General features: G+C 53.1%; 17 protein-coding genes. 2 read left to right on the forward strand and 15 right to left on the reverse strand.

What is annotated here, in order from left to right; all coding sequences use genetic code 11:
• Positions 1-19: 19 nt before the first annotated feature.
• Genes RS889_RS15125 through RS889_RS15155 form a run of 7 tightly spaced genes read right to left on the reverse strand, consistent with a single transcriptional unit; the run spans position 20 to position 8647 of the window.
• The gene (locus RS889_RS15125; protein ID WP_315707864.1) at positions 20-1696 is read right to left on the reverse strand and encodes an ABC transporter ATP-binding protein; all 1677 of its coding nucleotides are present in this window, start codon (positions 1694-1696) and stop codon (positions 20-22) included.
• A complete protein-coding gene (locus tag RS889_RS15130; protein ID WP_315707865.1) occupies positions 1693-2544 on the reverse strand; it encodes an ABC transporter permease in 852 nt (283 codons plus the stop codon). The genes RS889_RS15125 and RS889_RS15130 overlap by 4 nt, the downstream gene beginning before the upstream one ends.
• A complete protein-coding gene (locus tag RS889_RS15135) occupies positions 2544-3497 on the reverse strand; it encodes an ABC transporter permease (protein ID WP_315707866.1) in 954 nt (317 codons plus the stop codon). Before RS889_RS15135 ends, RS889_RS15130 begins: the two co-directional genes overlap by 1 nt.
• 15 nt (positions 3498-3512) lie before the next feature.
• Positions 3513-5117 carry an ABC transporter substrate-binding protein gene (locus RS889_RS15140; protein ID WP_315707867.1) on the reverse strand — a complete coding sequence of 535 codons (1605 nt, stop codon included), beginning with the start codon at positions 5115-5117 and terminating at the stop codon, positions 3513-3515.
• 33 nt (positions 5118-5150) lie between these two features.
• Positions 5151-6428, reverse strand: coding sequence for an NAD(P)/FAD-dependent oxidoreductase (locus RS889_RS15145; protein WP_315707868.1), 1278 nt, complete (start codon positions 6426-6428; stop codon positions 5151-5153).
• Positions 6429-6463: 35 nt separating this feature from the next.
• Positions 6464-7132 carry a haloacid dehalogenase type II gene (locus RS889_RS15150; RefSeq protein ID WP_315707869.1) on the reverse strand — a complete coding sequence of 223 codons (669 nt, stop codon included), beginning with the start codon at positions 7130-7132 and terminating at the stop codon, positions 6464-6466.
• Between the two features lie 42 nt (positions 7133-7174).
• The gene (locus tag RS889_RS15155; RefSeq protein WP_315707870.1) at positions 7175-8647 is read right to left on the reverse strand and encodes an aldehyde dehydrogenase family protein; all 1473 of its coding nucleotides are present in this window, start codon (positions 8645-8647) and stop codon (positions 7175-7177) included.
• Positions 8648-9301: 654 nt separating this feature from the next.
• On the opposite strand from RS889_RS15155, the gene RS889_RS15160 reads away from it, so the two are divergent.
• A complete protein-coding gene (locus RS889_RS15160) occupies positions 9302-10108 on the forward strand; it encodes a C1 family peptidase (protein ID WP_315707871.1) in 807 nt (268 codons plus the stop codon).
• Positions 10109-10187: 79 nt separating this feature from the next.
• Here the strand turns inward: RS889_RS15160 and RS889_RS15165 are convergent, their stop codons facing one another.
• The 4 genes from RS889_RS15165 to RS889_RS15180 all read right to left on the reverse strand — a co-directional run bounded on the left by RS889_RS15165 (position 10188) and on the right by RS889_RS15180 (position 15407).
• The gene (locus tag RS889_RS15165; protein WP_315707872.1) at positions 10188-11468 is read right to left on the reverse strand and encodes an MFS transporter; all 1281 of its coding nucleotides are present in this window, start codon (positions 11466-11468) and stop codon (positions 10188-10190) included.
• 52 nt (positions 11469-11520) lie between these two features.
• Positions 11521-13647, reverse strand: coding sequence for an alpha-galactosidase (locus RS889_RS15170; protein WP_315707873.1), 2127 nt, complete (start codon positions 13645-13647; stop codon positions 11521-11523).
• 107 nt (positions 13648-13754) lie between these two features.
• Entirely contained in the window at positions 13755-14771 is a 1017-nt protein-coding gene (locus RS889_RS15175) for a substrate-binding domain-containing protein (protein WP_315707874.1), read from the reverse strand.
• Between the two features lie 102 nt (positions 14772-14873).
• Positions 14874-15407: a DinB family protein gene (locus RS889_RS15180; RefSeq protein ID WP_315707875.1), complete on the reverse strand. Its 534-nt coding sequence runs from the start codon at positions 15405-15407 to the stop codon at positions 14874-14876.
• 256 nt (positions 15408-15663) lie between these two features.
• Here RS889_RS15180 and RS889_RS15185 point away from each other — a divergent pair, with 256 nt between their 5' ends.
• Positions 15664-16722, forward strand: a complete 1059-nt coding sequence (locus tag RS889_RS15185) for an MBL fold metallo-hydrolase (RefSeq protein ID WP_315707876.1) — start codon at positions 15664-15666, stop codon at positions 16720-16722.
• A 106-nt stretch (positions 16723-16828) separates the two neighbouring features.
• Here the strand turns inward: RS889_RS15185 and phnE (RS889_RS15190) are convergent, their stop codons facing one another.
• From phnE (RS889_RS15190) to phnC, 4 genes are all read right to left on the reverse strand, one after another.
• On the reverse strand, positions 16829-17767 hold the full coding sequence (gene phnE / locus RS889_RS15190; RefSeq protein ID WP_315707877.1) for a phosphonate ABC transporter, permease protein PhnE: 939 nt from the start codon (positions 17765-17767) through the stop codon (positions 16829-16831).
• Complete coding sequence (gene phnE, locus RS889_RS15195; protein WP_290183174.1) at positions 17764-18627, reverse strand: phosphonate ABC transporter, permease protein PhnE; 864 nt, start codon at positions 18625-18627, stop codon at positions 17764-17766. Before phnE (RS889_RS15195) ends, phnE (RS889_RS15190) begins: the two co-directional genes overlap by 4 nt.
• Before the next feature lie 62 nt (positions 18628-18689).
• Positions 18690-19619: a phosphonate ABC transporter substrate-binding protein gene (gene phnD / locus RS889_RS15200; RefSeq protein WP_315707878.1), complete on the reverse strand. Its 930-nt coding sequence runs from the start codon at positions 19617-19619 to the stop codon at positions 18690-18692.
• A 58-nt stretch (positions 19620-19677) separates the two neighbouring features.
• The gene (gene phnC, locus RS889_RS15205; protein WP_290179539.1) at positions 19678-20511 is read right to left on the reverse strand and encodes a phosphonate ABC transporter ATP-binding protein; all 834 of its coding nucleotides are present in this window, start codon (positions 20509-20511) and stop codon (positions 19678-19680) included.
• Positions 20512-20647 lie beyond the last annotated feature (136 nt).

Consider the following 20647-nt stretch of genomic DNA (forward strand, 5'->3'; position numbering starts at 1 on the left):
GTAGTTGTGTCATCCGACACTATTCCGCTTTTAAAATCTCGATAGGCAGTGCTTCGTGCTCTTCCAGCCAGCCTTGTCGTAATTCCGGCACCGCCCGTTTCAATCGCTCATAATACAAATCAGTAGAGGGTTTATCGTAATCGGCCCGCACTACCTGCGTCACTTTGCGACCACCCTGCATAACAATAATCTCATCGCACACGGCGCGTACCGCATGCAGATCGTGGCTGATAAATATCACCGTCAACCCGAGTTCCCGACGCAGGTCGGTAATTAAATCCAGTATGGCGGCGGCCACCACCGTATCCAGCGCCGAAGTGACCTCATCACACAAAATCAGATCAGGTTCGGCAGCCAGCGCCCGCGCCAGATTAACTCGCTGTTTCTGACCACCGGACAGCGCGGCGGGACAGCGATGCAACACATCATGCGGCAGCTTGACCAGATCGAGTAATTGCCGCACCCGCCGTTCCAGCGCTACACCGCGCAGCCCGTGAAAAAGCATCAACGGGCGTTTGATTATGGTGCCAATGGAGTGTGCCGGATTCAGCGCTGTATCCGCCATCTGGAACACATACTGGATGCGCCGCAGCTCATCCTGTGAACGTTGTGACAAGCTGGCGGCAATGTAATGACCATTAAACAGAATGTGACCGTCACCCGGCACATTGATACCGGCAATCGCATGTGCCAGCGTGGTTTTCCCCGATCCGGATTCACCGATAATCCCCAGTGCCTGACCGCGATATAGCCGGAAATTAAAATCGTCCAGTATTTTGACCCGCGGCTGCCCATCCGCCCCCGTTGGCCCATAACCTGCTACCAAATCACGCACTTCCAGCAGTGGCTGCACCGTTGATTCTTGCGGCTGCCATACGCTTTCACGTTGATGTTGTCGGGCCGCCGCCAGCAAGGCGCGGGTATATTCCGCCTGCGGTGCCGTCAGCAATTGGTTGGTGGTGCCATATTCCGCGATATTGCCATTGAGCAAGACCAGAATACGGTCTGCCATCTGGGCTACCACCGCCAGATCGTGACTGACGTAAACCGCCGTCATGCCGCGCTGGCGCACCACACGCCGGAACACTTTCAGCACCTCCACTTGCGTGGTGACATCCAGCGCGGTGGTGGGTTCATCCAGAATCACCACCTCCGGATCACTCATCAGGGCCATCGCCGTCATCAACCGCTGCAACTGGCCGCCGGACACCTGATGCGGATAGCGCTGACCAATACTTTCCGGTTCAGGCAGCGCCAAATCGCGGAACAGCGTCTGTGCTTTGGCTTGTGCCTCTTTACGCCGCATCAGACCGTGGATCAGTACCGGCTCAATCACCTGTTCCATAATCCGCATCGCCGGATTAAACGCCGCAGCGGCGCTCTGGGGAATATAGGCCACACGGTTGCCACGGAACTGACATAACCGGGATGGCGTCAACGAGCGGACATCCGTACCAGCAACGTGGATGTTACCGTCGGCAATCCGGCAACCGTGACGGGCATAGCCCATCAGCGCCAGTGCGATGGTAGTTTTGCCGGAACCGGATTCGCCAATCAGCGCCAACACTTCGCCTTTCTGTACCGTAAAGCGAATATCGGAGACCAGATTCACCTCCTGTCCCTCATCAGTCTGAGCGACAATACGCAGGTTCTCTACCGAAACCAGCGGCCGTGCCGTATGCGCTGTCACGTTCATGCACTCCCCCTGGCCAGCGTAAGTGGACGCCGTGTTTGCAGACTGTCAATAAACAGATTGGCGCCGATGGTCAGGCTGGCGATAGCGATGGCAGGCATCAGCACCGCCGGAGCACCATCAAACAGTCCTTGCATGTTTTCCCGTACCAACGTACCCCAGTCAGCATAAGGTGGCTGCACTCCCAGCCCGAGGAAACTCAACCCACTGAGCAGCAGGACGATATAGACAAAGCGCAGACCCAGATCAGTCAACATCGGGTGCAGCATATTCGGCAGGATATCGTGCACGGCGATATACCAGCGACTTTCCCCCCGCAAGCGGGCCACCTGTACATAGTCCATTGAGCGCAGACTGCTGGCCATCGCGTAGGCAATACGATAAGCACCGGGCCAGTAAGTCACCACCGCAGTGAGAATCAGCATCGGTAGCGACGATCCGAACACCGCCACCAGCATCAAGGCCAGAATCTTGCCGGGCATAATCAGCATCGCATCATTGATGCGGCCAATCACCTCCTCCAGCCAGCGTCCTGCCAATGCGGCAAACAACGCCAGCGCCGTTCCCAGCAGACTTGCCAGCAACGCGGCCATCAGTGCCAGCCCGATGGTATAACGCGCGCCATACAGAATCCGGCTTAGCATATCCCGGCCGAGATAATCGGTACCCAGCCAGAAGTGGCGGCTAACGTCGCCGAACAGATCGCCACTGCCGATATCCTCCAGACTGTGCGGAGCCAGGCTGTTGCCACACAGCGCCATCAAGATCCAGAACAGGGTGATCGATAAACCCACCCGTCCGGCGATCGACAGTGATAAAACAAAGCGCCACGGTAACAGGAGTTGGTTCATCAGCCCCTCCACTTAGGATTGAACGCAATAGTGATGATGTCCGCCACCAGCAACAACGACAGATAACAGACCGAGAAAAACATCACGCAGATCTGTACTACCGGCAGATCACGGTTGCTGACCGCATCCACCATCTGGCTGGCCAGACCGGGATAGCTGAAAATGGTTTCAATGATCAGCACCCCGCCGAACAGATAGGACAGACTGAGCGAGACGGCGTTGGCAATCGGCCCTACTGCGTTGGGTAAAGCATGACGCAGGATGGCGCGCAGCGGTGAAACCCCTTTGAGCAACGCCATTTCAAGATAAGGGCTGTCCATCTGATTGATGATGGCCGAACGCGTCATCCGCGCCATCTGTGCCACCAGCACACAACACAGAGTTATCACCGGCAGCGCGTAGGTACGTAAAAACCCCGCCAGATCCTGATTCGGCGACCCCAGAGACATAGCGGGAACCCAGTGTAACTTCACCGCAAAAATCAATACCGCTACCGTCGCCACCAGAAACTCCGGCACGGCTACTACGGACATCGTGCCGATCATCAGTACGCGATCCAACAGAGAACCACGTTTCATGGCCGCAGTAATACCAATCACTAGCGACAGTGGGACAGATACCAGTGTGGTAACGGCTGCCAGCTCAAACGTGGCCGGAATACGTTGCGCGATCAATTGCGTGACCGGAACATTACTGGCGAAAGAGGTACCAAAATTCCCGTGCAATATACCGGTAATCCACAAGATATAACGTACCGGCAAGGGCTGATCTAACCCCAGTTGCTGACGCAGCGCTGCCACAGTTTCCGGCGTGGCGGACTGCCCGAGAATCATCTGGGCCGCATCCCCCGGCAACAGACTGGTGATGAAAAACACCAGTGCCGAGATAATCAGTATCATCAACAGACCAGCGCCACAGCGCCGGGCGATCAGTGTCAACATGTACCGGTTCATTACGCTTCTCCTTGATCAGGCAGACAACCAGGCAAATTCATGGAAGCGATATCCCATCAGCAGACCTGACGGCCAGGCTTCAATTCCTTTCACCTTACGGCTGTAACCATCAAGAGAACTGATGAACAACGGAATGAGTGTGCTGTTATGCTCATAAATCAGCTTCTGCATATCACCGTACATCTGCTTGCGTTTTGCCGTATCACGCTCACTGCGCGCTTGCATCAGCAACTGGTCAAACTGCACATTCTTCCAGCCGGATTCATTCCACGGCGCATCAGAGCGGTAAAACTGAGAGAACAGCATATCCAGCGTCGGGCGCGGATTAATGGAGCCGTAACCGATGGGATCTTTCATCCAGTGTGCTGACCAGTAGCCATCATAGGGTACGCGTCGTACCTGCAAATTCATCCCCACCGATTTCCCAATTTGTTGTAATAACTGACCGCCTTCCACCGCCCCTTCAATATTCGGCGTGGTAACAATTTCGGCTTTGATGCCCTGTAGACCAGCCTTTTTCAGATGAAAGCGGGCTTTATCCAGATCGTAGGGCCGCTGAGGCAGATCCTTGTTGTACATCGGATGCCAGGGGGGAACCGGCACATCGTTGGCAATGTCGCCATAGCCCTGCAACACGGTTTTCAACAACATTTCTCGCGGTTGCATGTACTTCATGGCCAGAACAAAATCAGGATTGTTTCCCGGCGCATGATCAGCGCGGATGATCAGGTCACTGTACATACCGGACTTACTTTCCAGAATGCCGAACTGATTGCTCTGGTTGAGGCGTTTTACATCCCGGGCCCCAATGGTCGCCACGACATGCAGGTCGCCAGACAATAGTGCGTTAACGCGGGCCGCCTGATCAGTCACGCCCAGCAGTTCGACCTCATCCAGATGCGGCAGTCCCGGTTTCCAGTAGTTTTTATTGCGGATCCCCACTGAACGCACACCCGGTGAAAATTCCTGACAGACATAAGGGCCAGTGCCCACGGCTTTGGTGAAGCTTTTGGTGCCGTCCTGCAGGATCAAGAACGGGCTGGTGGCAAGGATGGATGGCAAATCAAAGTTGGGCTGTACCAGCACAATCTTTATTTCTGTCGGGCTGATCGCCGTTGCCAACTGAATCTGATCCACCAGCTTGATAGCCACTGAACCGACTGCCGGATCTTTATGCCGCAGCAGGGAATAAACCACATCCTGTGCTGTCAGCGGCTTACCATCGTGGAACGTGACGCCGGAACGCAGTTTGAACTGCCAGATGCGACCATCGGTAGTTTCAATACTTTCTGCCAGGGCTGGCTGAGGGATCAGGTGTTTGTCCAGCTCGGTCAACCCACTGTAAAACATGAACTGGCGTGTGTAGTCGCCATTATTACTGCCTTTAGCCGGGTCGAGGGTATCGGTAGCCGAGGCATTGGACACCGCTGCGCGCAGTTTTCCGCCGTTGACCGGGGTTTCGGCGGCGAAGCTCAGATCCGGGAAACCGAACAGCCCGGTACTCATCACCACACCAGCGGACAGCAGCTTGATGACGCCCCGTCGGGAAAACGACACATCCGTGATGGCTTGCGTCAGCGGCGAAATTTTTACCTGGTTATCTTTATCAAATTTACTCATCTGTCTACCCTCAAAATGATAACGTTGTAGAACTCAGGAGAACCGATCCCTGGCTTTGTAGTAGAGACCCGCTAGTGGTAAAAACCAGGGCTTGCCGAAATAACCGGGTATCGCTGGCCAGTGCTTGCGCATCCACGGGTTATCGCCGGTATGGCCAGTAACACAGTTCGCCATAACGTTTCCCATCCATACCGACATCTGGGTACCGTGTCCGCTATAACCTACCGAATAGAACACGCCATCATGTTCACCAGCCCGAGGTAAACGATCGGCGGTCATATCTACCTGCCCCCCCCAGCAGTAATCAATCCGGGCCTCTCGCAATACGGGGAATAGCGCACTCATGCCCGCTTTCAGTACCTCGCCACTGCGCTGATCCGAGGTCGGGTTGCTCATCGCAAAGCGAGCACGGCCGCCGAAAATCAGCCGTTGATCTGCCGTAGTACGAAAATAATTGCCGATATTCATCGACGTCACATAAGTGCGTGTCGTCGGAAACAGCGCGGCCAACAGCCCGGCATCCAATGGCTCCGTAGCCACGATAAAACTGCCTACGGGAATAATGCGGCGCTGGAACCAGCGGAACGGGCCGTGATTAGAACAACCGGTCGCCATCAATACCCGGTCGGCATCGATTTCACCACGCGGCGTTATTACCCGGTGGCGATAGCCTTCCACCCGATGCAGCCCCGTCACGGGAGTCTGTTCAAAAATACGTGCGCCATGACGAGCCGCCACATTCGCCAACCCAATGCCAAACTTGCCCATGTGCATCTGTCCGCCACGGTGTTGAATCAACCCGCCATGAAAACGGTCGCTACCGATTTCATGGCGGACATCCGCCGCACTCACCAGCTCAACGTCTGGATCAACCGTGTTACGCATCATTTCCCAGGCTGCCTGCAACGCCGGGAAATGAGACGGTTTACTGGCCAGTTTCAGCTTTCCGCAGCGCAGGAAATCACACTCGATCTGCTCTTCCACCACCAGCCGCTGCACATAATCGACGGCATCGGCATAAGCACGGTAATAGCGACTGGCCTGCTCCAGCCCCTGACGGGCAACCAGTGAAGAAAAGTTTTGCGCCACACCGGTATTGCAATGCCCCCCGTTGCGACCTGACGCCTGTCCCAGCACCGTTTCCGCTTCTAACACCACGACTTGCTGTCCGCTGCGGGCCAGACTTCTCGCCGCAGACAACCCGGTAAACCCGGCACCGATCACCACCACATCAGCCTGTGACGGCAGTGCATCCTGATCCCCGCCAGTGAAAGCCGGTGCTGTTGCCTGCCAGAAGGATTCCAGTTTCATTACCCGCCCCTTTTCGTTACGGCGTAATTTGCGGTTTAAAGCCCGACGATGGCAGCCAGCCCACCGATATTGCTAATTTCGGTGTAGCCATAATATGGATTGGCGGCATCATGCCCGCGGTTTACAAAAACCTTATGGGTAATCCCCATGTCGTGGGCAGTCATCAGGTCATAACGCAGGCTAGAAGAAACATGCAGGATCTCTTCCGGGCCACAGTTGAGCTGCTCGAGCATATATTCAAAGGCCCGCATCTGCGGTTTATAAGCGCCAGCCTGCTCGGCGGTGAAAACCTTGTGAATCGGCGCGCCCAGGCGCGGCACGTGATATGTGATCAAGTCATCCATAGAATTGGTCAGCAGCACCAGCGGGAATTCACGTGCCACGGTTGCCAGCCCGGCGGGAACATCCGGATGCGGTCCCCAGGTGGTGACAGCGGTATTGATGGTGTCACAGTCACGTTCGTCACAATGGATATGCCATTTGGCACAGGTGCGTTGAAGCGCGTTACCCACTACCTGCGAATAGGGTTTCCACGCGCCCAACACTTCATCCATACGGTAGGCCGAGAAATCGCTGATGAATCCAGGCATATCCGTTTCGCTGACCCGATCAGCAAATCTGGCGGCAGCAGCACCGGCCATATCAAATTTGATCAGAGTGCCATAGCAATCGAACGTGATGTATTTCGGTTTAAACACAGCCATTTGCTACCTCAAAAAGTCAAAAATGGAAAACACCGTGATGATTCAAAAATCAATCAATACACTTTTATCGCGACGACAGCTTTCAAATGCCTGGCGACCTAAATCCTTGCCAATCCCCGAGCCATGAAAACCACCAGTAGGAATAATGAAGTCACCGGAACGGCCATAACGGTTGATCCACACTGTGCCCGCAGCGATACCCCGCATGGCACGTAAGGCTCGCTGAATATTCAAGGTATGCACTCCGGCACACAGGCCGTATGTCGGATGCGCCGCCAGCGCCAACCCCTCATCTTCATCGTCGAACAGTTGCACCGTGAGCACCGGACCGAAAATCTCTTCAAGGACTGCCGGGTTATCCGGCCGCACGCCAGCAATCAGCGTCGGTTGCCAGAAATAGCCATCACCGGTGGCGTCAAAACGGGCCCCACCCACCAGAACGTCTCCCCCTTCAGACCGGGCCGCCGACACCAGTTGTGCCACCTTCTGCGCTTGCCGGGCATCGATCAGCGGAGAATAACGGCTGCTCTCCAGCCAGGTCGCACCGGGACGTATCCTCTGACAACCGGCAATCAGCTTTTCAAGCAATGGACCCGCGATACCGCGCTGTACAATCAAGCGGGTTCCGGCCACACAAACCTGACCGCCGTTGGCGGTAAATCCTCGCAGGATGCGCCCAGCCACCTCGTCAACGTCCCCGGCATCATCAAATACCAGTTGCGGGCTTTTGCCGCCCAACTCCAGCGTCACCGGCTTCATACCGTTGAACGCAGCGTCGCTCATGATGCGCGCGCCGGTCCGGGTCGAGCCGGTGAACGAGACTTTGCGGACCAGCGGATGTGCTACCAGAGCAGCGCCGGTGACCGCGCCGCTGCCCTGAACGATATTCAGCACACCGGGTGGCAAACCCGCTTCCAACGCCAGTTCAGCCAGACGTACGGTGGAGAAAGGTGTCAGCTCAGACGGTTTCAGCACCACCGCATTACCTGCCGCCAGCGCCGGACCACATTTCCAGGACGCCATCGACAGGGGAAAATTCCACGGTGTGATAGCACCAATAACCCCATAAGGTTCAGGTACCAACATGCCAAGACTGGCGTCGCGGGTAGGAAACAGATCACCGCTATACTTGTCGGCGCACTCGGCATAAAAACGGATGGCTTCGGCAGTAAAAGGAATTTCGTGCTGATGCGCATCAGTAATAGGACGGGTTGAGCCCACCGCTTCAAGCTGGCCCAGATAATCTGCATCGGCTTCGATCAAGTCGGCCCAGCGCCGTAATACGACAGCACGCTGACGCGGCGGACAACGACTCCAACCACTCTCCTTCAGCGCGCTATCCGCCAGCGTAACGGCCTCATCCACCAGTTGGGTATTCGCTTCATGTAAATCTGCATAAGGCTGACCATCTGACGGACGCATCACCGTGATTGAGTTGCCTTGCCCCACCCGTTGCCGCCCGTCAATAAAATGACTGGCAGGCAGTGCGACACTCTCGGGATTGAAACTCAACATAACTTGCGCCTTATATTTGAATGCACTGTTTATAGTCACCATTTTTCAAGATGACGGTGTGGTAGCGTCGTTGAAAAATATGTTCAATTATCAGATAAGTTTTAATTAGTTAAGTCACATCGCAGCGTTAACCTATCCGCAACCTTACGTTAACTCCGCTTTTAATTTCTGTTTTGACTAATGCAGAAAGTATGCCAGCCGATAAAAAATAATAATGCGTAAAAACGGAGCCAAAAAAATTTTATGCCGTTATGAACGGTAAAATTTTCCAGATACGCCGACCAACTAATTACATGATTTTAATAAAAAATAAATGCACTATCACAATGCAATCAATTCACTACTTGCACCATTTAGGACCAGTTGATTCTCGCGGACAATACGCTGAAGACATGTGGGGAAAAATAAAAGGGAAGAAACGCCAATCTGGATTAATTCTGTCGGCGTTTTAACAATTACATTAATTAGGGCAATAAATAATTAATAAAACTTATCTGATAATCCACCGAATTTACAACCAGTACTGCCTGAACCTGCCGTCACATCTCGCAACAAAAAATCAATATTTATTCATTATCTCTAAACCCTTTCTGATAGCCGAATAATACGAGGTCGCCACACTGAAAAGGATTTCAACCACAGAAGGTCACTATCATGCTATCAAGAAGACGCATATCTCGACTTGGCTACCGACCAGACCTGCCGGATATCCGCGATCACCACTACGCACCTGCTCTTGCTGTCCTGCATAGTCTGCCACCTGCAATGGAGCTGACTGTCGATTTTCCAGCTTATAATCAGGGAGAACTCGGTTCCTGCACCGCCAATGCACTGGCCGGTGCAGTACAGTTTGATCGGCGTAACTCCCATGAATCCCCCGATTTCATTCCTTCCAGACTGTTCATCTACTACAACGAGCGCACCATTGAAGGTGACGTGAAACACGACTCCGGTGCCACGCTACGTGACGGCATTAAAAGTCTACACAAACAGGGCGTATGCCCAAAGTCTGACTGGCCTTATGACTACACGCGCCCTGACAGTGAAAGTGGCGCCTTTCCCCCCGGTGCGTTGGCCGCCACCAAACCACCAGCAGATTGCTATAAAGAAGCACGGCAGTATGTCATCACCAATTACCAACGCGTAAATCAAGATCTGTCGCACCTACAAGGATGTCTGGCAAGCGGATTTCCATTTGTGTTCGGTTTTGTTGTGTACGACACCTGGCTGGAACACCCTAAGCCACCGACGGTAGTCCCCATGCCCTCAGATAAAGACAAACCAGAAGGAGGACATGCCGTACTGTGTATCGGTTATGACAACAGCACCAACCTATTCAAAATTCGCAATTCCTGGGGAGTTGACGTCGGGGAACAAGGCGACTTCTACATTCCTTACGATTATCTGTTGGATAAGAAACTTTCCAGCGACTTCTGGGTGATCAATACGGTGAAAAATTGACGTTTTCTGCTTAACCCACACTCAGTCGACGGTAGTATTTGGCCCGTGATAGGTTCACGGGCGCTTCTCAACATCGCCATTACAGCGGTTCAGCCCGGTACAGCGCGGATGACTGTTCCCTGGCGCCCGACAGGGTAAACACAGAAACCAGTGTGATACTCAACACTATCCCGCCCAGGATAAGATACGTGTCCTGAAACCCGATGCGATCGTACATATTGCCGGCAAAGGCAGAAAGGAAAATAGCCGCCAACTGTTTGGCAAACTGAAAACCGATCAGATAAATGGTGGCAGACAAACGCGTGTCGAACGTCGTAGTAATGTATTTAAACGCGCCCACCAGCAGGAATGGGACTTCCAGAGCATGCAGCATCTTCAGCGCCACCACTTCTATTGCCGTGGTGGCAAACGCGGAACCGATAATACGCACCGTCATAATCAGTCCGGCCACCAGCAATGTGTTTTTAGCCCCGATACGATTAATAATCCACGGTGAGCAAAACATGATGATGGCATTCGCCAGCTCGCCCAGCGTAGTGGCAAAACCGAAGATTTCATTGCCCTGTTGCGGCGAGGTAAAAAAGGATTTGAAAAAGGTGGCAAACTGCTGATCGAACACGTCATACACACAGGCCACCCCGACAACATACAGCACGAACATCCACAGTTTAGGCAGACGGAATAGACCAGTGACCATGCGTAGCGTCAGTTGGGGTTGGTTGGCACCCAGCGCATCCATCACCTCTGCGGTCTGATTTTTCTCTGGATGGGCCAGCAGCAGCAAAATAAGCAGAATCACCGCCGCACCGGAACCCATCCAGAACACCAGCGCCGGATTGACATTAAACAACACACCGGCGGTAGAGGCACACAACCCCCAGCCAAGGCAGCCAAACATCCGCGCCTTACCATATTCAAACCCGCTCTGACGGCTGACACGCTCAATATAAGCCTCCACCGCACCGGAACCGGCTGAAAACACCAGACCGATATAAATCCCCCCTGACAGTGCACCCAACAAACTGTTCACTTTCAACAACGGGGCAAACACATACAAGAAAAAGGGAGCGAACAGAAACAGCAGTATGGTAATGATCCATAACAGATGTTTTTTCAGCCCCAGTTTGTCAGAAATAATGCCCATCACCGGCTGGAACAGAATGGCGAACAGCGAGATACAGGAAAAAACAATCCCAGTTTGGGTTTTGTTCAGGCCAATGACATCCGACAGCCAAATGGGCAAAAACGGAAAACAGGTGGCCATGATAAAGAAATAGAGAAAGAAAAAAGTACCAAATATCCAGAAGTTACGGTTTTTTTTGTAGGTACATACGCGTTCGATCGTGCGACTGGTATCCATGTTCTTATCCTCGCGATGCGATAAAGGAGAGGAGCTGCCTCTCCCGGCGGCATTACAAACGTTCTAATCCTATCAGCAGCGCAGTTTCCGGATTCATGATCGGCAACCGAAGTCCGGCCTTCATCAACCACTCCCCACTAAACTCAGCAGATTGCACTATCCACGACGGCAACCGACGCATGGTGCTACCACCGTCGATTACCGGTTTCAAGTCGGGGTGGTCAAGAACCGTCAACCGATAACATGCTTGAGGATTTAACCCTGGCAACCGCAGTACACCAGCCAGTGAGTAATCTGGCATCGCTAACTGCGCCACCAGAAATACCGCCTGATCCTGTAGCTGGCTGATCACGCCCTGAACCTGCGTAGTGCGATCCGGCATGTCCACTCGCCACAGATTGCCGGTATGCAATAGCGAACGCAGCTGTTTGTGCAAGGCCACATAGCGTTGAAAACCAGCCTGCTCCTGCGCATCCGCCGTGACCGGATCCAGTTCGATACCCATATGACCGAACAGTGCGGTCAAACCGCGAAAGGCGATGCTGTGTTGACGCCCGGTGGCGTGGCAACAATGGTGGCCGATGTGCGCCCCCATCACTTCCGGCGGGAAGAAATAACTCATACCACGCTGAATAGACTGGCGTTCCAGCGCATCGTTATTATCCGAAGCCCAGAAACGATGACAGCGTTTCAGCACTTCATAATCGATACGTCCACCACCGGAAGCGCAGGACTCGAACTCCACTAGCGGGAAACGAGCATGCAAGGTATCCAGCAGACGATAGAAATGCAGTGTTTGCGCATGGGCGACGGCTTTGCCTTGATGAGCCGGCTGCACCAGCTCACGGTTCATATCCCATTTGACATAGTCAACTGGATGTTCACCCAACAGCCAGCTCATGCGCGACAGCAGGTAATCGAACACCGCCGGATTCGACAGATCAAGCACGTATTGATAGCGCCCGGTGGGGGCGTCATAACCAGGAAGGGCCAGCAACCAGTCAGGATGTGCGCGGTAGAGGTCGGAATCCGGATTAATCATTTCCGGTTCCACCCAAATGCCGAACTCCATCCCCAGTGATTTGACGTGCTTGATCACCGGCATCAGCCCCTGCGGATATTTCTTCTCGTCAATATACCAATCCCCCAACGCCGCCCGGTCATGATCACGCCCGTGAAACCAGCCATCGTCGACAATGAAGCGTTCCACCCCTAGCTGTGCCGCCCGATCGGCCATCCGCATGATGTAATCCGGGTCATGGTCGAAATAGATCCCTTCCCAGGTATTGAGATGGACCGGGCGCGGATTATGGTGTGGGAAGTGGATAATGTTCCGTCGCAAAAAACGGTGGAACTGTTGGCTCATGCCATTCAGCCCGTGCTCGGCACAGGTGGCGTACAGCCACGGCGTCGTCAGTGTTTCCCCCTCTGCCAGCGCCACTTCCCCCGGCAGATACAATGCTTCGGCCTGAATCACCCGGCGACCATCCGTTTTCACTTCCGCCTTCATACGGTGATTACCACTCCAGCCGAGATGCGCGCCCCATACCGCCCCCGTCTGTTCACAGAATCCCGGTTCGCCACAAACCAACGCCGGGAAATATTCATGGGACGTTCGCCCCCGGCGGTTTTCCTGTACCAGACTGCCATGTTCCAGCAACACCCGATGCGGCTGAAATTCACGAATCCAGCGACCATGAAACGCCATCACTTCCGCCGCCTGTTCCGGTATCGGCAACGTAACCGCCAGGCGGTTTACCTGCCAGGGTTGATGATGCAGATTGGTTAGCTGATGGCGGATTTGCAGTACGCCGCTGTCGGCATGCAGTTGCAGCTCACTGACCAGGCGTAACCCGGCCTGTGGGTCTTCGGCCGTAATGGTGAGATGGTCAGCCTGTTGCACCACATCGCGGGTAACAAACACCGGAGACGCATCCAGCCCGTTGCGGTGTCCCTCAATGCCCGGGGAACCAAATAGTCCACGGCCAGTTTCAGCCGCCAGCGTCACCGGGGTATCCACATCCAACCGGCCATTGGCTATAGGACGTTGCAGACTTTGCGTATCCTGCGGGGAAAAACAGTCAAGATGCGGCCCCCAGTAGAGAATTTCGGTTGCCGGAGAACAACGGACAATCAAGTCGGCCACCGAACTGGTTAAACGAATGACGGTAGAATCCATAGTGATATTCCTGCGTGGGATTTCCATCATTCTTAATCCGAAACGTTTCGGAATAAAACCGAAACGTTTCGGATTCGTGATCGACTTAAAGAGTAATCGTCGTTATCTCAGTAGGAAGGCAGATTATCCGTGCTGCCAAGACATAGCTGTGGTTGCCATAATACCTGTAATGTCGACACATCCTGCCCGGCAATCAGACGAAAAACCATCTGCGCTATTTGCCGCCCTACTTCAGCACGAGTTGCTTGGGTGATAGCCGTCACCGGCGTATCAATAATCGAGTCACCAGGCAGGCCGTCATAGATGATCAGCGATATCGCATTCTCCCCCTGTAAGCGGCCACATTCCCGCAACGCCAGCGCCGCACCCTCACCTTGCGTGCTGCAATCAGTCACTATCGCGGTCGGCGGTTCCGCCAGAGCCAGTAAAGCCAGGGTCGCCTGATAACCAGCACGGCGAGAAGGTTCGATCAGACAAAAATAGGCTTCCCGAAAGGCCAGCCCAGCTATCTGCAACGCCGCCAGATAACCTTCCCGGCGCTGAATAATGAACGATTCAGGATTGTTTTCCCCCAGAAAAGCAATGCGTTGGTGGCCCAGACTCACGAGACGGTCAGTCGCCAGCGCGACACCGGCCTGGTTATCAAAATCAAACCAGGCATACGGAGACGGCAAATTGCTACGTCCCAGCGCCAGAAAAGGGAAATTAAGTTCCTGTAGACAATGCAGACGTGCATCATCAGGCAGTGTGTGGGCAATGATCAGCGCATCCACGCGGCGACTCTCCACCATCCGTAGAAATGCGTGATGATCCGTGGTGTCTTCATCAGCTATCAGCAACAGGTCAATTTCCTGCGTTGCCAACTCATGGCTGATTTCCGCCACCATGCCCATAAACGTATAGTTGCTCAGCGGCGCAGCCCGAACAGGAAATACCAGTCCGACAGCGTCTATTTTGCCCATTTTCAGACGGCGGGCAAAGGTATTGGGGCGATAGCCGCGACGTCTGGCCTCCTCTTCCACTCGCAGGCGAGTTTCCTCGGCCACATCATCATAACCATTCAGCGCACGGCTGACGGTAGTAACAGATAGCCCCAGCTTTTTTGCAATCACCTTCAGTGACATAGGTATCCGGTAATATCAGACGGGTAAGCAGATAGCCTATCATAAACCGGATGCCGACCGAGATGCATCCGTACAGCACAATGCGGGTTACACAAACCACCATCACTCATTGGGAATCAACATCAGCAGGTCAGTGGACCCGATATCAATACCTTCTTGTGATAATAGGGTTGTGACTTGTCCCCGGTGATGGGTTTGATGATTAAAAAAATGGACCAGTAAAGCAAAAAAGGGTTTGTTTGAAGCAATACCCTTAGTGTTTGAATATCTTAACGTGCTATCAAGATCCGCCTCGGTTAACAAACAGCTCCATTCACGGATAGTGAGATCAAGCTGTTTGCGGTGTTGCCACAGGCTCTCTATATCGGCGAATAATATTTGCGCCAATGCTGTCGGCATGGGTTGAACCAGGACAAAATCCAATGCCGGGTTGTTGGGCAGATGATTGGCAAAACGTTTAAGCCACAAGGTATCAGCCACGACCAGGTGATTAAGTGTCCCCAGGATAGAGCCAAAGAAAGCTTTTTTGTCCTCACTCAGTTGAGTGGGCGATAAACATCTGGCAGCCTCATAGATCTTGGTGTTCATCCACTGGTTGTATTCCGTCAATAGTTGGATATGTCCGGTTCGCGTCATTGTCATCTCCAAAGACAGATGTTAATTAAACGGTCAGCTCATAGGGTCAAAGGCATCATCCGACCCTCTATTTTTAACCCATTCATGGCCTGTTCATGTGAGAACAAAGCTCACCACCCATCATTTACCATCCACATCAGGCATTGACCACCCGCACACATTGCCGGGTGCGCAACATGTGAGCATGCTATTTTTGAACTTTACCATAGCTTATCGACTGAAGATAAATACTGGACAGATGATTCCCGGAGGCTGTATGTCGAACCAGACCGTTGACCATTATTCTGCTGAAACCGGGCGATTTTATAATCCTCGAAAAACCACCGCGCCGCGCCTGAGTCTGAGAGAAAGCCTGTCGTTACTCTTCAAACTGGGGTCCAATAACGCCTCACGCGTCCCGGCTGGCAAACTCCCCGACATCCAACCGGATATGACTGCCTTTCTGACACCGGCAGACCACCTGAAATTTATCTGGTTTGGGCATTCCACACTACTGCTGAATCTGGAAGGGAAAATCATGCTTGTCGATCCGGTGTTTTCTGCCACCGTTTCGCCTTTCAGTTTTATGTTTCAACGGTTCCAGCCAGCGGCAATAACGCTGGATGAACTACCAAAAGTGGATATCATCCTGATTTCCCACGATCATTATGATCATCTGGATAAGAAAACCATCAGGTTCTTCCTCAACCAGGAAACCGTATTCATCGTGCCGCTCAAGGTCGGTAAACATTTACAGAAATGGGGGATTGAGCGCTCACGCATTCAGGAGTTCGATTGGTATGACACCCTGAGCTACGGCAATCTGACATTCACCGCCACCCCTGCCCGTCATTTTTCCGGCCGTAGTCCCTTTGCGCATAACAAAACTCTGTGGGTTTCCTGGGTGATCCAGAGTCAGTCCGAACGGATTTTTTTCAGTGGCGACTCCAGCTATGACACCCACTTTAAAGACATCGGCGAACGTTTCGGCCCGTTTGACCTCGCCTTCATGGAAAATGGTCAATATGACCGGCGCTGGCCGGATGCGCACATGATGCCGGAAAATACCATTCAGGCGGTGCAGGATATACAGGCAAACGTGTTTGTGCCCATCCACTGGGGGATGTTCACCCTCTCATTCCATCATTGGTCAGAACCAGTGATTCGCACCAGCCAGTTGGCAAGCGAGCGACAGCTCACTATGCTGACCCCACGACTGGGTGAGATTGCCACCAAACATCTGTCCCCCGTCTCACCGGCCTGGTGGGAGAGGGTACAGCACGCTGATGGCGTATTGGAAACCGCTGTGCCTTCACAGGAAACCCAGGTGGAATAGCCCGTGATGTCGATGTATTCCTGCATGCATCAATGATCTATCCAGTCGTTGGTTTTGCCCGATAAACCACAAAACCAACTATCGAAAAAATGACTAGCCTGATAGATCAGCGCGGTTTTAAAGGCGGCGCGCTATCTGTCTGACGCGGCCCGGTGAGAAACGGTTTTTCCTGATACAACGCAATGGGCAGACCAATGATATAACGCTGGCGTAACCGGGAAGAGAGGTAATCCATTAGCATGACTACCACGACCAGAATCAGGGTGATAAACATCACCACATCCCAGTTCCACAACCGCATGTTTTCAGCGTAAACCAAGCCGACACCGCCCGCGCCCACAAAGCCCAGGACAGCGGCCGAGCGAACGTTAGATTCCATCTGATAAAGGCTAAGCGCCAGTAAGGTAGGAAAGGATTGTGTGAAAATACCAAAGCGATGCTTTTGCAGGCTATTCGCCCCCACCGCCGTCAATCCCCGACTGGGTGAGCGCTCCACGGCTTCATGACCTTCGGCGTACAGTTTACCCAGCAGGCCGGTGTCCTGCATGATGATCGACAACACGCCAGCCAGCGGCCCCATTCCGACGGCGCGGACAAAGATCAACCCCCAGATAGCCATATCAATGCCACGTAATGTATCCAGCACCCGTCTCACCAGTATTGCCAGCGGTCGTTGCACTGGCGTTATCATCACATTGCGGGCGGCCAAAAAAGAGAGCGGCAGCGCCATCAAGGTCGCCGTCAACGTACCGACAAACACAATGGCAAGGGTGATCAGTATCTGCATCAAGTAATAGCCAAAAGGCCAGTTAAGAAAATCGTGCCAGACAAACATACGCAGGAAATAGTGACCAATTTCACCGCTTCCCTGTAACCACTGTGCCCAGCTGATACCAAAAAAGACAAAAAAATAGAGGTAATAGAGCACGATAGCGACAGCCAACAGACCCAAACGGAACAAGTAACGCCGTTGTATGCTAAACAGTTCGTGGTGTTGCTGTTTTACTACGGACAACTCCATCTGCGGCAGGTTTGTCAGCTTCATTTTTCCCCCTCCACCACTCGACGGCGCAACTTGCCGGAGAGCGCGTCCAGGACGAAGACCACCAGCACAATCTGTAGCATCGTCATACTGACCTGATCATAACGATCCAGTTTAATGTTGGTCATGAGTTCCTGCCCAATACCGCCCGCCCCCACCAGACCGAGAATGGTGGACTGACGGAAATTGATTTCCAGTCGCATAAAGCTGTAAGACAGAAAAACCGGCTTTACCTGCGGCCACATCCCGAAACGCATACGTTGCAGGACACTGGCCCCACAGGCTGCCAGACCTCGTACCGGTTTGCCGGATGCAGTTTCAATCGCTTCATAAAATAGCTTGGTCAAACTACCGACAGTGTGCAGCGCCAGCGCCAGAAAGCCCGGTATGGCGCCGATGCCAAACGCCATAACAAACATCACCGCCCAGGCCAGTTCCGGCATGGTACGTAGAAAAGCCACCAGAGTGCGGACAGTAAAACGCACCCCCGGTGGACTTTGCGTGTTATTGGCCGCCAGAAATGCCAGCACTGTCGCTACCATCACCGAAAACACAGTGGAGGCCAGCGCCAGTTGCACGGTTTCCCAAATCAACGGCAGTTGGATTGGCAGACGATAACCCCAGTAGGCCAGCGACCCCTGTGTATGACCATCCGCCAATAGCAGCTTCCAGTGCAGCACCGGCAGCGTCTCTGACAGATAATCCAGAAAATGAGGAAACGCCACCAGAATGGTACGCGGATTAAATTCCGCTATATGACCCGCGCCCAGATACAGCAGAACCAGCATCAACGACCAGAGTAGGGAATCACGCGTCTGCCGCCCGCGTATCTGTTGGTAATAGTGTTCAAAGTCAGGGTTCAACATGCTGTCATCGCCTGTTATCAGGCCGCCCATCCAGGTGGCGGCCTGTATTCACCGTTCTGTCAACGACCGCCGCTGATCAGTTCGCGTTTCAGTTCGATGATCGTTTTATAGTCATCCAGCGTGGCATCGCCAATGTGCTGCTTGCCACCCATCGCTTTCACGAAACAGGCATGGTCTTGCTTATCCAGCGTTTTTACCGCGGCAATCAATTTGGCTTTGAACGCTGCCGGCAGCGCATTGCTCACCAGTATCGGACCGTTAGGGATCAGCGGCGATTCCCAGATAATGCGGATCTGTTTCATCAAATCCGGGTGATCCATGCGAATCAGGCGAGTAAAGGCACCGCTGGAATACCCGGTGTTATAATTACCCACCATTGATGTCCAGGTCACCGCACCAGCAAACTGGCCATTCAGCACGCCCAGAATGTCCTGCTCATGTCCGCCCGAGAATGTGGTGCTGGAAAAAAAGTGGTTATACTGATTATCCATCGTGCCGCCAAATTCCTTTTTGAACGAATGGTTAGGGATCAGGAAGCCAGAGGTGGAATCCGGGTCGGCAAAACCAAACGCCTTACCTTTCAGATCTGTCAGTTTCTTATAGGGACTGTCAGCCTTGACAATAACCACTGAGTGGTAACCGCGAGACTGATCAGTGTCATCCACCGCAATACCCGCGATATCCACCGCTTTTGGATCTTTGATGTAGACCGAAGCAAACGCTGACGGTGACATACTCAGCACCAGATCGATTTTCTTGCCCAGCAATCCCTGAATTACGCCGGAATAGTCGGATGCGTTGCGCATCTTGGTATCCACATTCAATGTCTTGTCCAGAAAATCTTTGACGCACTGATTGTCGCCAATCTGCTGCGTGGCATTCTGCCCACCCAGAATACCCAGGTTAAGCTCTCTCGGTGCATCGGCAGCAAAAGCGTTGGCCGCAAACATTGCAGCTAACATCGTGGTCAAACGAACAATTTTTTTCATTGGTTCTCGCCTATATGTAGTCATGTCAAAGATAGTGGTCATGCCAAAAGTGGCGTTATTAGTGGAGTTGATTAATCTCATCGCCATAGAGAGTGTGAAGCAAAGCGTCGGTTAACTCAGCGGGATGGCCGTCAAACAGAATGCGTCCTTTAGCGATGCCGATCGCCCGCGTGCAGTACTCTTTTACCAGTTCAACGGAGTGGAGATTCACCACCACGGTGATGCCGTTGTCACTCACCTGACGCAGGACATCCATGATGCGTTGGGTATTTTTGGGGTCGAGCGATGCGACCGGTTCATCGGCCAGCAGAATGTGGGGGTTTTGCATCAGCGCACGGCAGATGGCGACACGCTGCATCTGTCCACCGGAGAGATTTTCTGCCCGCTGCAACGCATGGGGTAGCATACTCATCCATTGCAGCAGGCCGATGGCATGCGCACGATCTTCATCAGAAAAGCATTTGAAAAAGGATTTAACAGGGGACGTCTGGCTCAACCGGCCAAGCAGGACATTGGTAAGCACATCAAGCCGCGGCACCAGGCAAAAATCCTGGAAAATCATCCCGCATTCACTGCGCCACTGCCGCATCTGGCGGCTGTTGAGTTGTGTGATGTCCTGTGTATCGCCATTGTCGCGGTAGTGCAGGATCTGGCCTTCACTGGCCGGGAGCGTACCATTCATGACATGCAACAGTGTTGACTTCCCTGCCCCAGAACGGCCAATCACCGCCACCATTTCACCACTGTGCAGATCAAAATTGAGGTCATCCAGTACCCGTTGCTGCGCCGTATAAGCCTTACTTAACTGGCGGACTTCCAGCACTTTCTTCTGTGTAATCGGCTGGGAATGAACGTGCAGATAAGTCTCAGATTCCAACAGTACCTGTGTCATAGCTGTGCCATATCTCGTCAATCAGTGAACGGAATAGCTGCTATTAAGGGCATCACAGATGAAAGCTTCATGACAGATTAATGATTAAAAAATGAACATAGTGGAGAACGTGTCATGATTGGTGCCAATTAAGATG

It is taken from the genome of Brenneria uluponensis (assembly GCF_032395385.1).
In the GTDB taxonomy this organism is placed as follows: Bacteria; Pseudomonadota; Gammaproteobacteria; order Enterobacterales; family Enterobacteriaceae; genus Prodigiosinella; species Prodigiosinella aquatilis.

Coding starts and splice junctions, on each gene's coding strand:
- RS889_RS15125 (WP_315707864.1), bottom strand. CDS start 1,696: ATGAACGTGACAGCGCATACGGCACGGCCGCTGGTTTCGGTAGAGAAC.
- RS889_RS15130 (WP_315707865.1), bottom strand. CDS start 2,544: ATGAACCAACTCCTGTTACCGTGGCGCTTTGTTTTATCACTGTCGATC.
- RS889_RS15135 (WP_315707866.1), bottom strand. CDS start 3,497: ATGAACCGGTACATGTTGACACTGATCGCCCGGCGCTGTGGCGCTGGT.
- RS889_RS15140 (WP_315707867.1), bottom strand. CDS start 5,117: ATGAGTAAATTTGATAAAGATAACCAGGTAAAAATTTCGCCGCTGACG.
- RS889_RS15145 (WP_315707868.1), bottom strand. CDS start 6,428: ATGAAACTGGAATCCTTCTGGCAGGCAACAGCACCGGCTTTCACTGGC.
- RS889_RS15150 (WP_315707869.1), bottom strand. CDS start 7,132: ATGGCTGTGTTTAAACCGAAATACATCACGTTCGATTGCTATGGCACT.
- RS889_RS15155 (WP_315707870.1), bottom strand. CDS start 8,647: ATGTTGAGTTTCAATCCCGAGAGTGTCGCACTGCCTGCCAGTCATTTT.
- RS889_RS15160 (WP_315707871.1), top strand. CDS start 9,302: ATGCTATCAAGAAGACGCATATCTCGACTTGGCTACCGACCAGACCTG.
- RS889_RS15165 (WP_315707872.1), bottom strand. CDS start 11,468: ATGGATACCAGTCGCACGATCGAACGCGTATGTACCTACAAAAAAAAC.
- RS889_RS15170 (WP_315707873.1), bottom strand. CDS start 13,647: ATGGATTCTACCGTCATTCGTTTAACCAGTTCGGTGGCCGACTTGATT.
- RS889_RS15175 (WP_315707874.1), bottom strand. CDS start 14,771: ATGTCACTGAAGGTGATTGCAAAAAAGCTGGGGCTATCTGTTACTACC.
- RS889_RS15180 (WP_315707875.1), bottom strand. CDS start 15,407: ATGACGCGAACCGGACATATCCAACTATTGACGGAATACAACCAGTGG.
- RS889_RS15185 (WP_315707876.1), top strand. CDS start 15,664: ATGTCGAACCAGACCGTTGACCATTATTCTGCTGAAACCGGGCGATTT.
- phnE (WP_315707877.1), bottom strand. CDS start 17,767: ATGAAGCTGACAAACCTGCCGCAGATGGAGTTGTCCGTAGTAAAACAG.
- phnD (WP_315707878.1), bottom strand. CDS start 19,619: ATGAAAAAAATTGTTCGTTTGACCACGATGTTAGCTGCAATGTTTGCG.
- phnC (WP_290179539.1), bottom strand. CDS start 20,511: ATGACACAGGTACTGTTGGAATCTGAGACTTATCTGCACGTTCATTCC.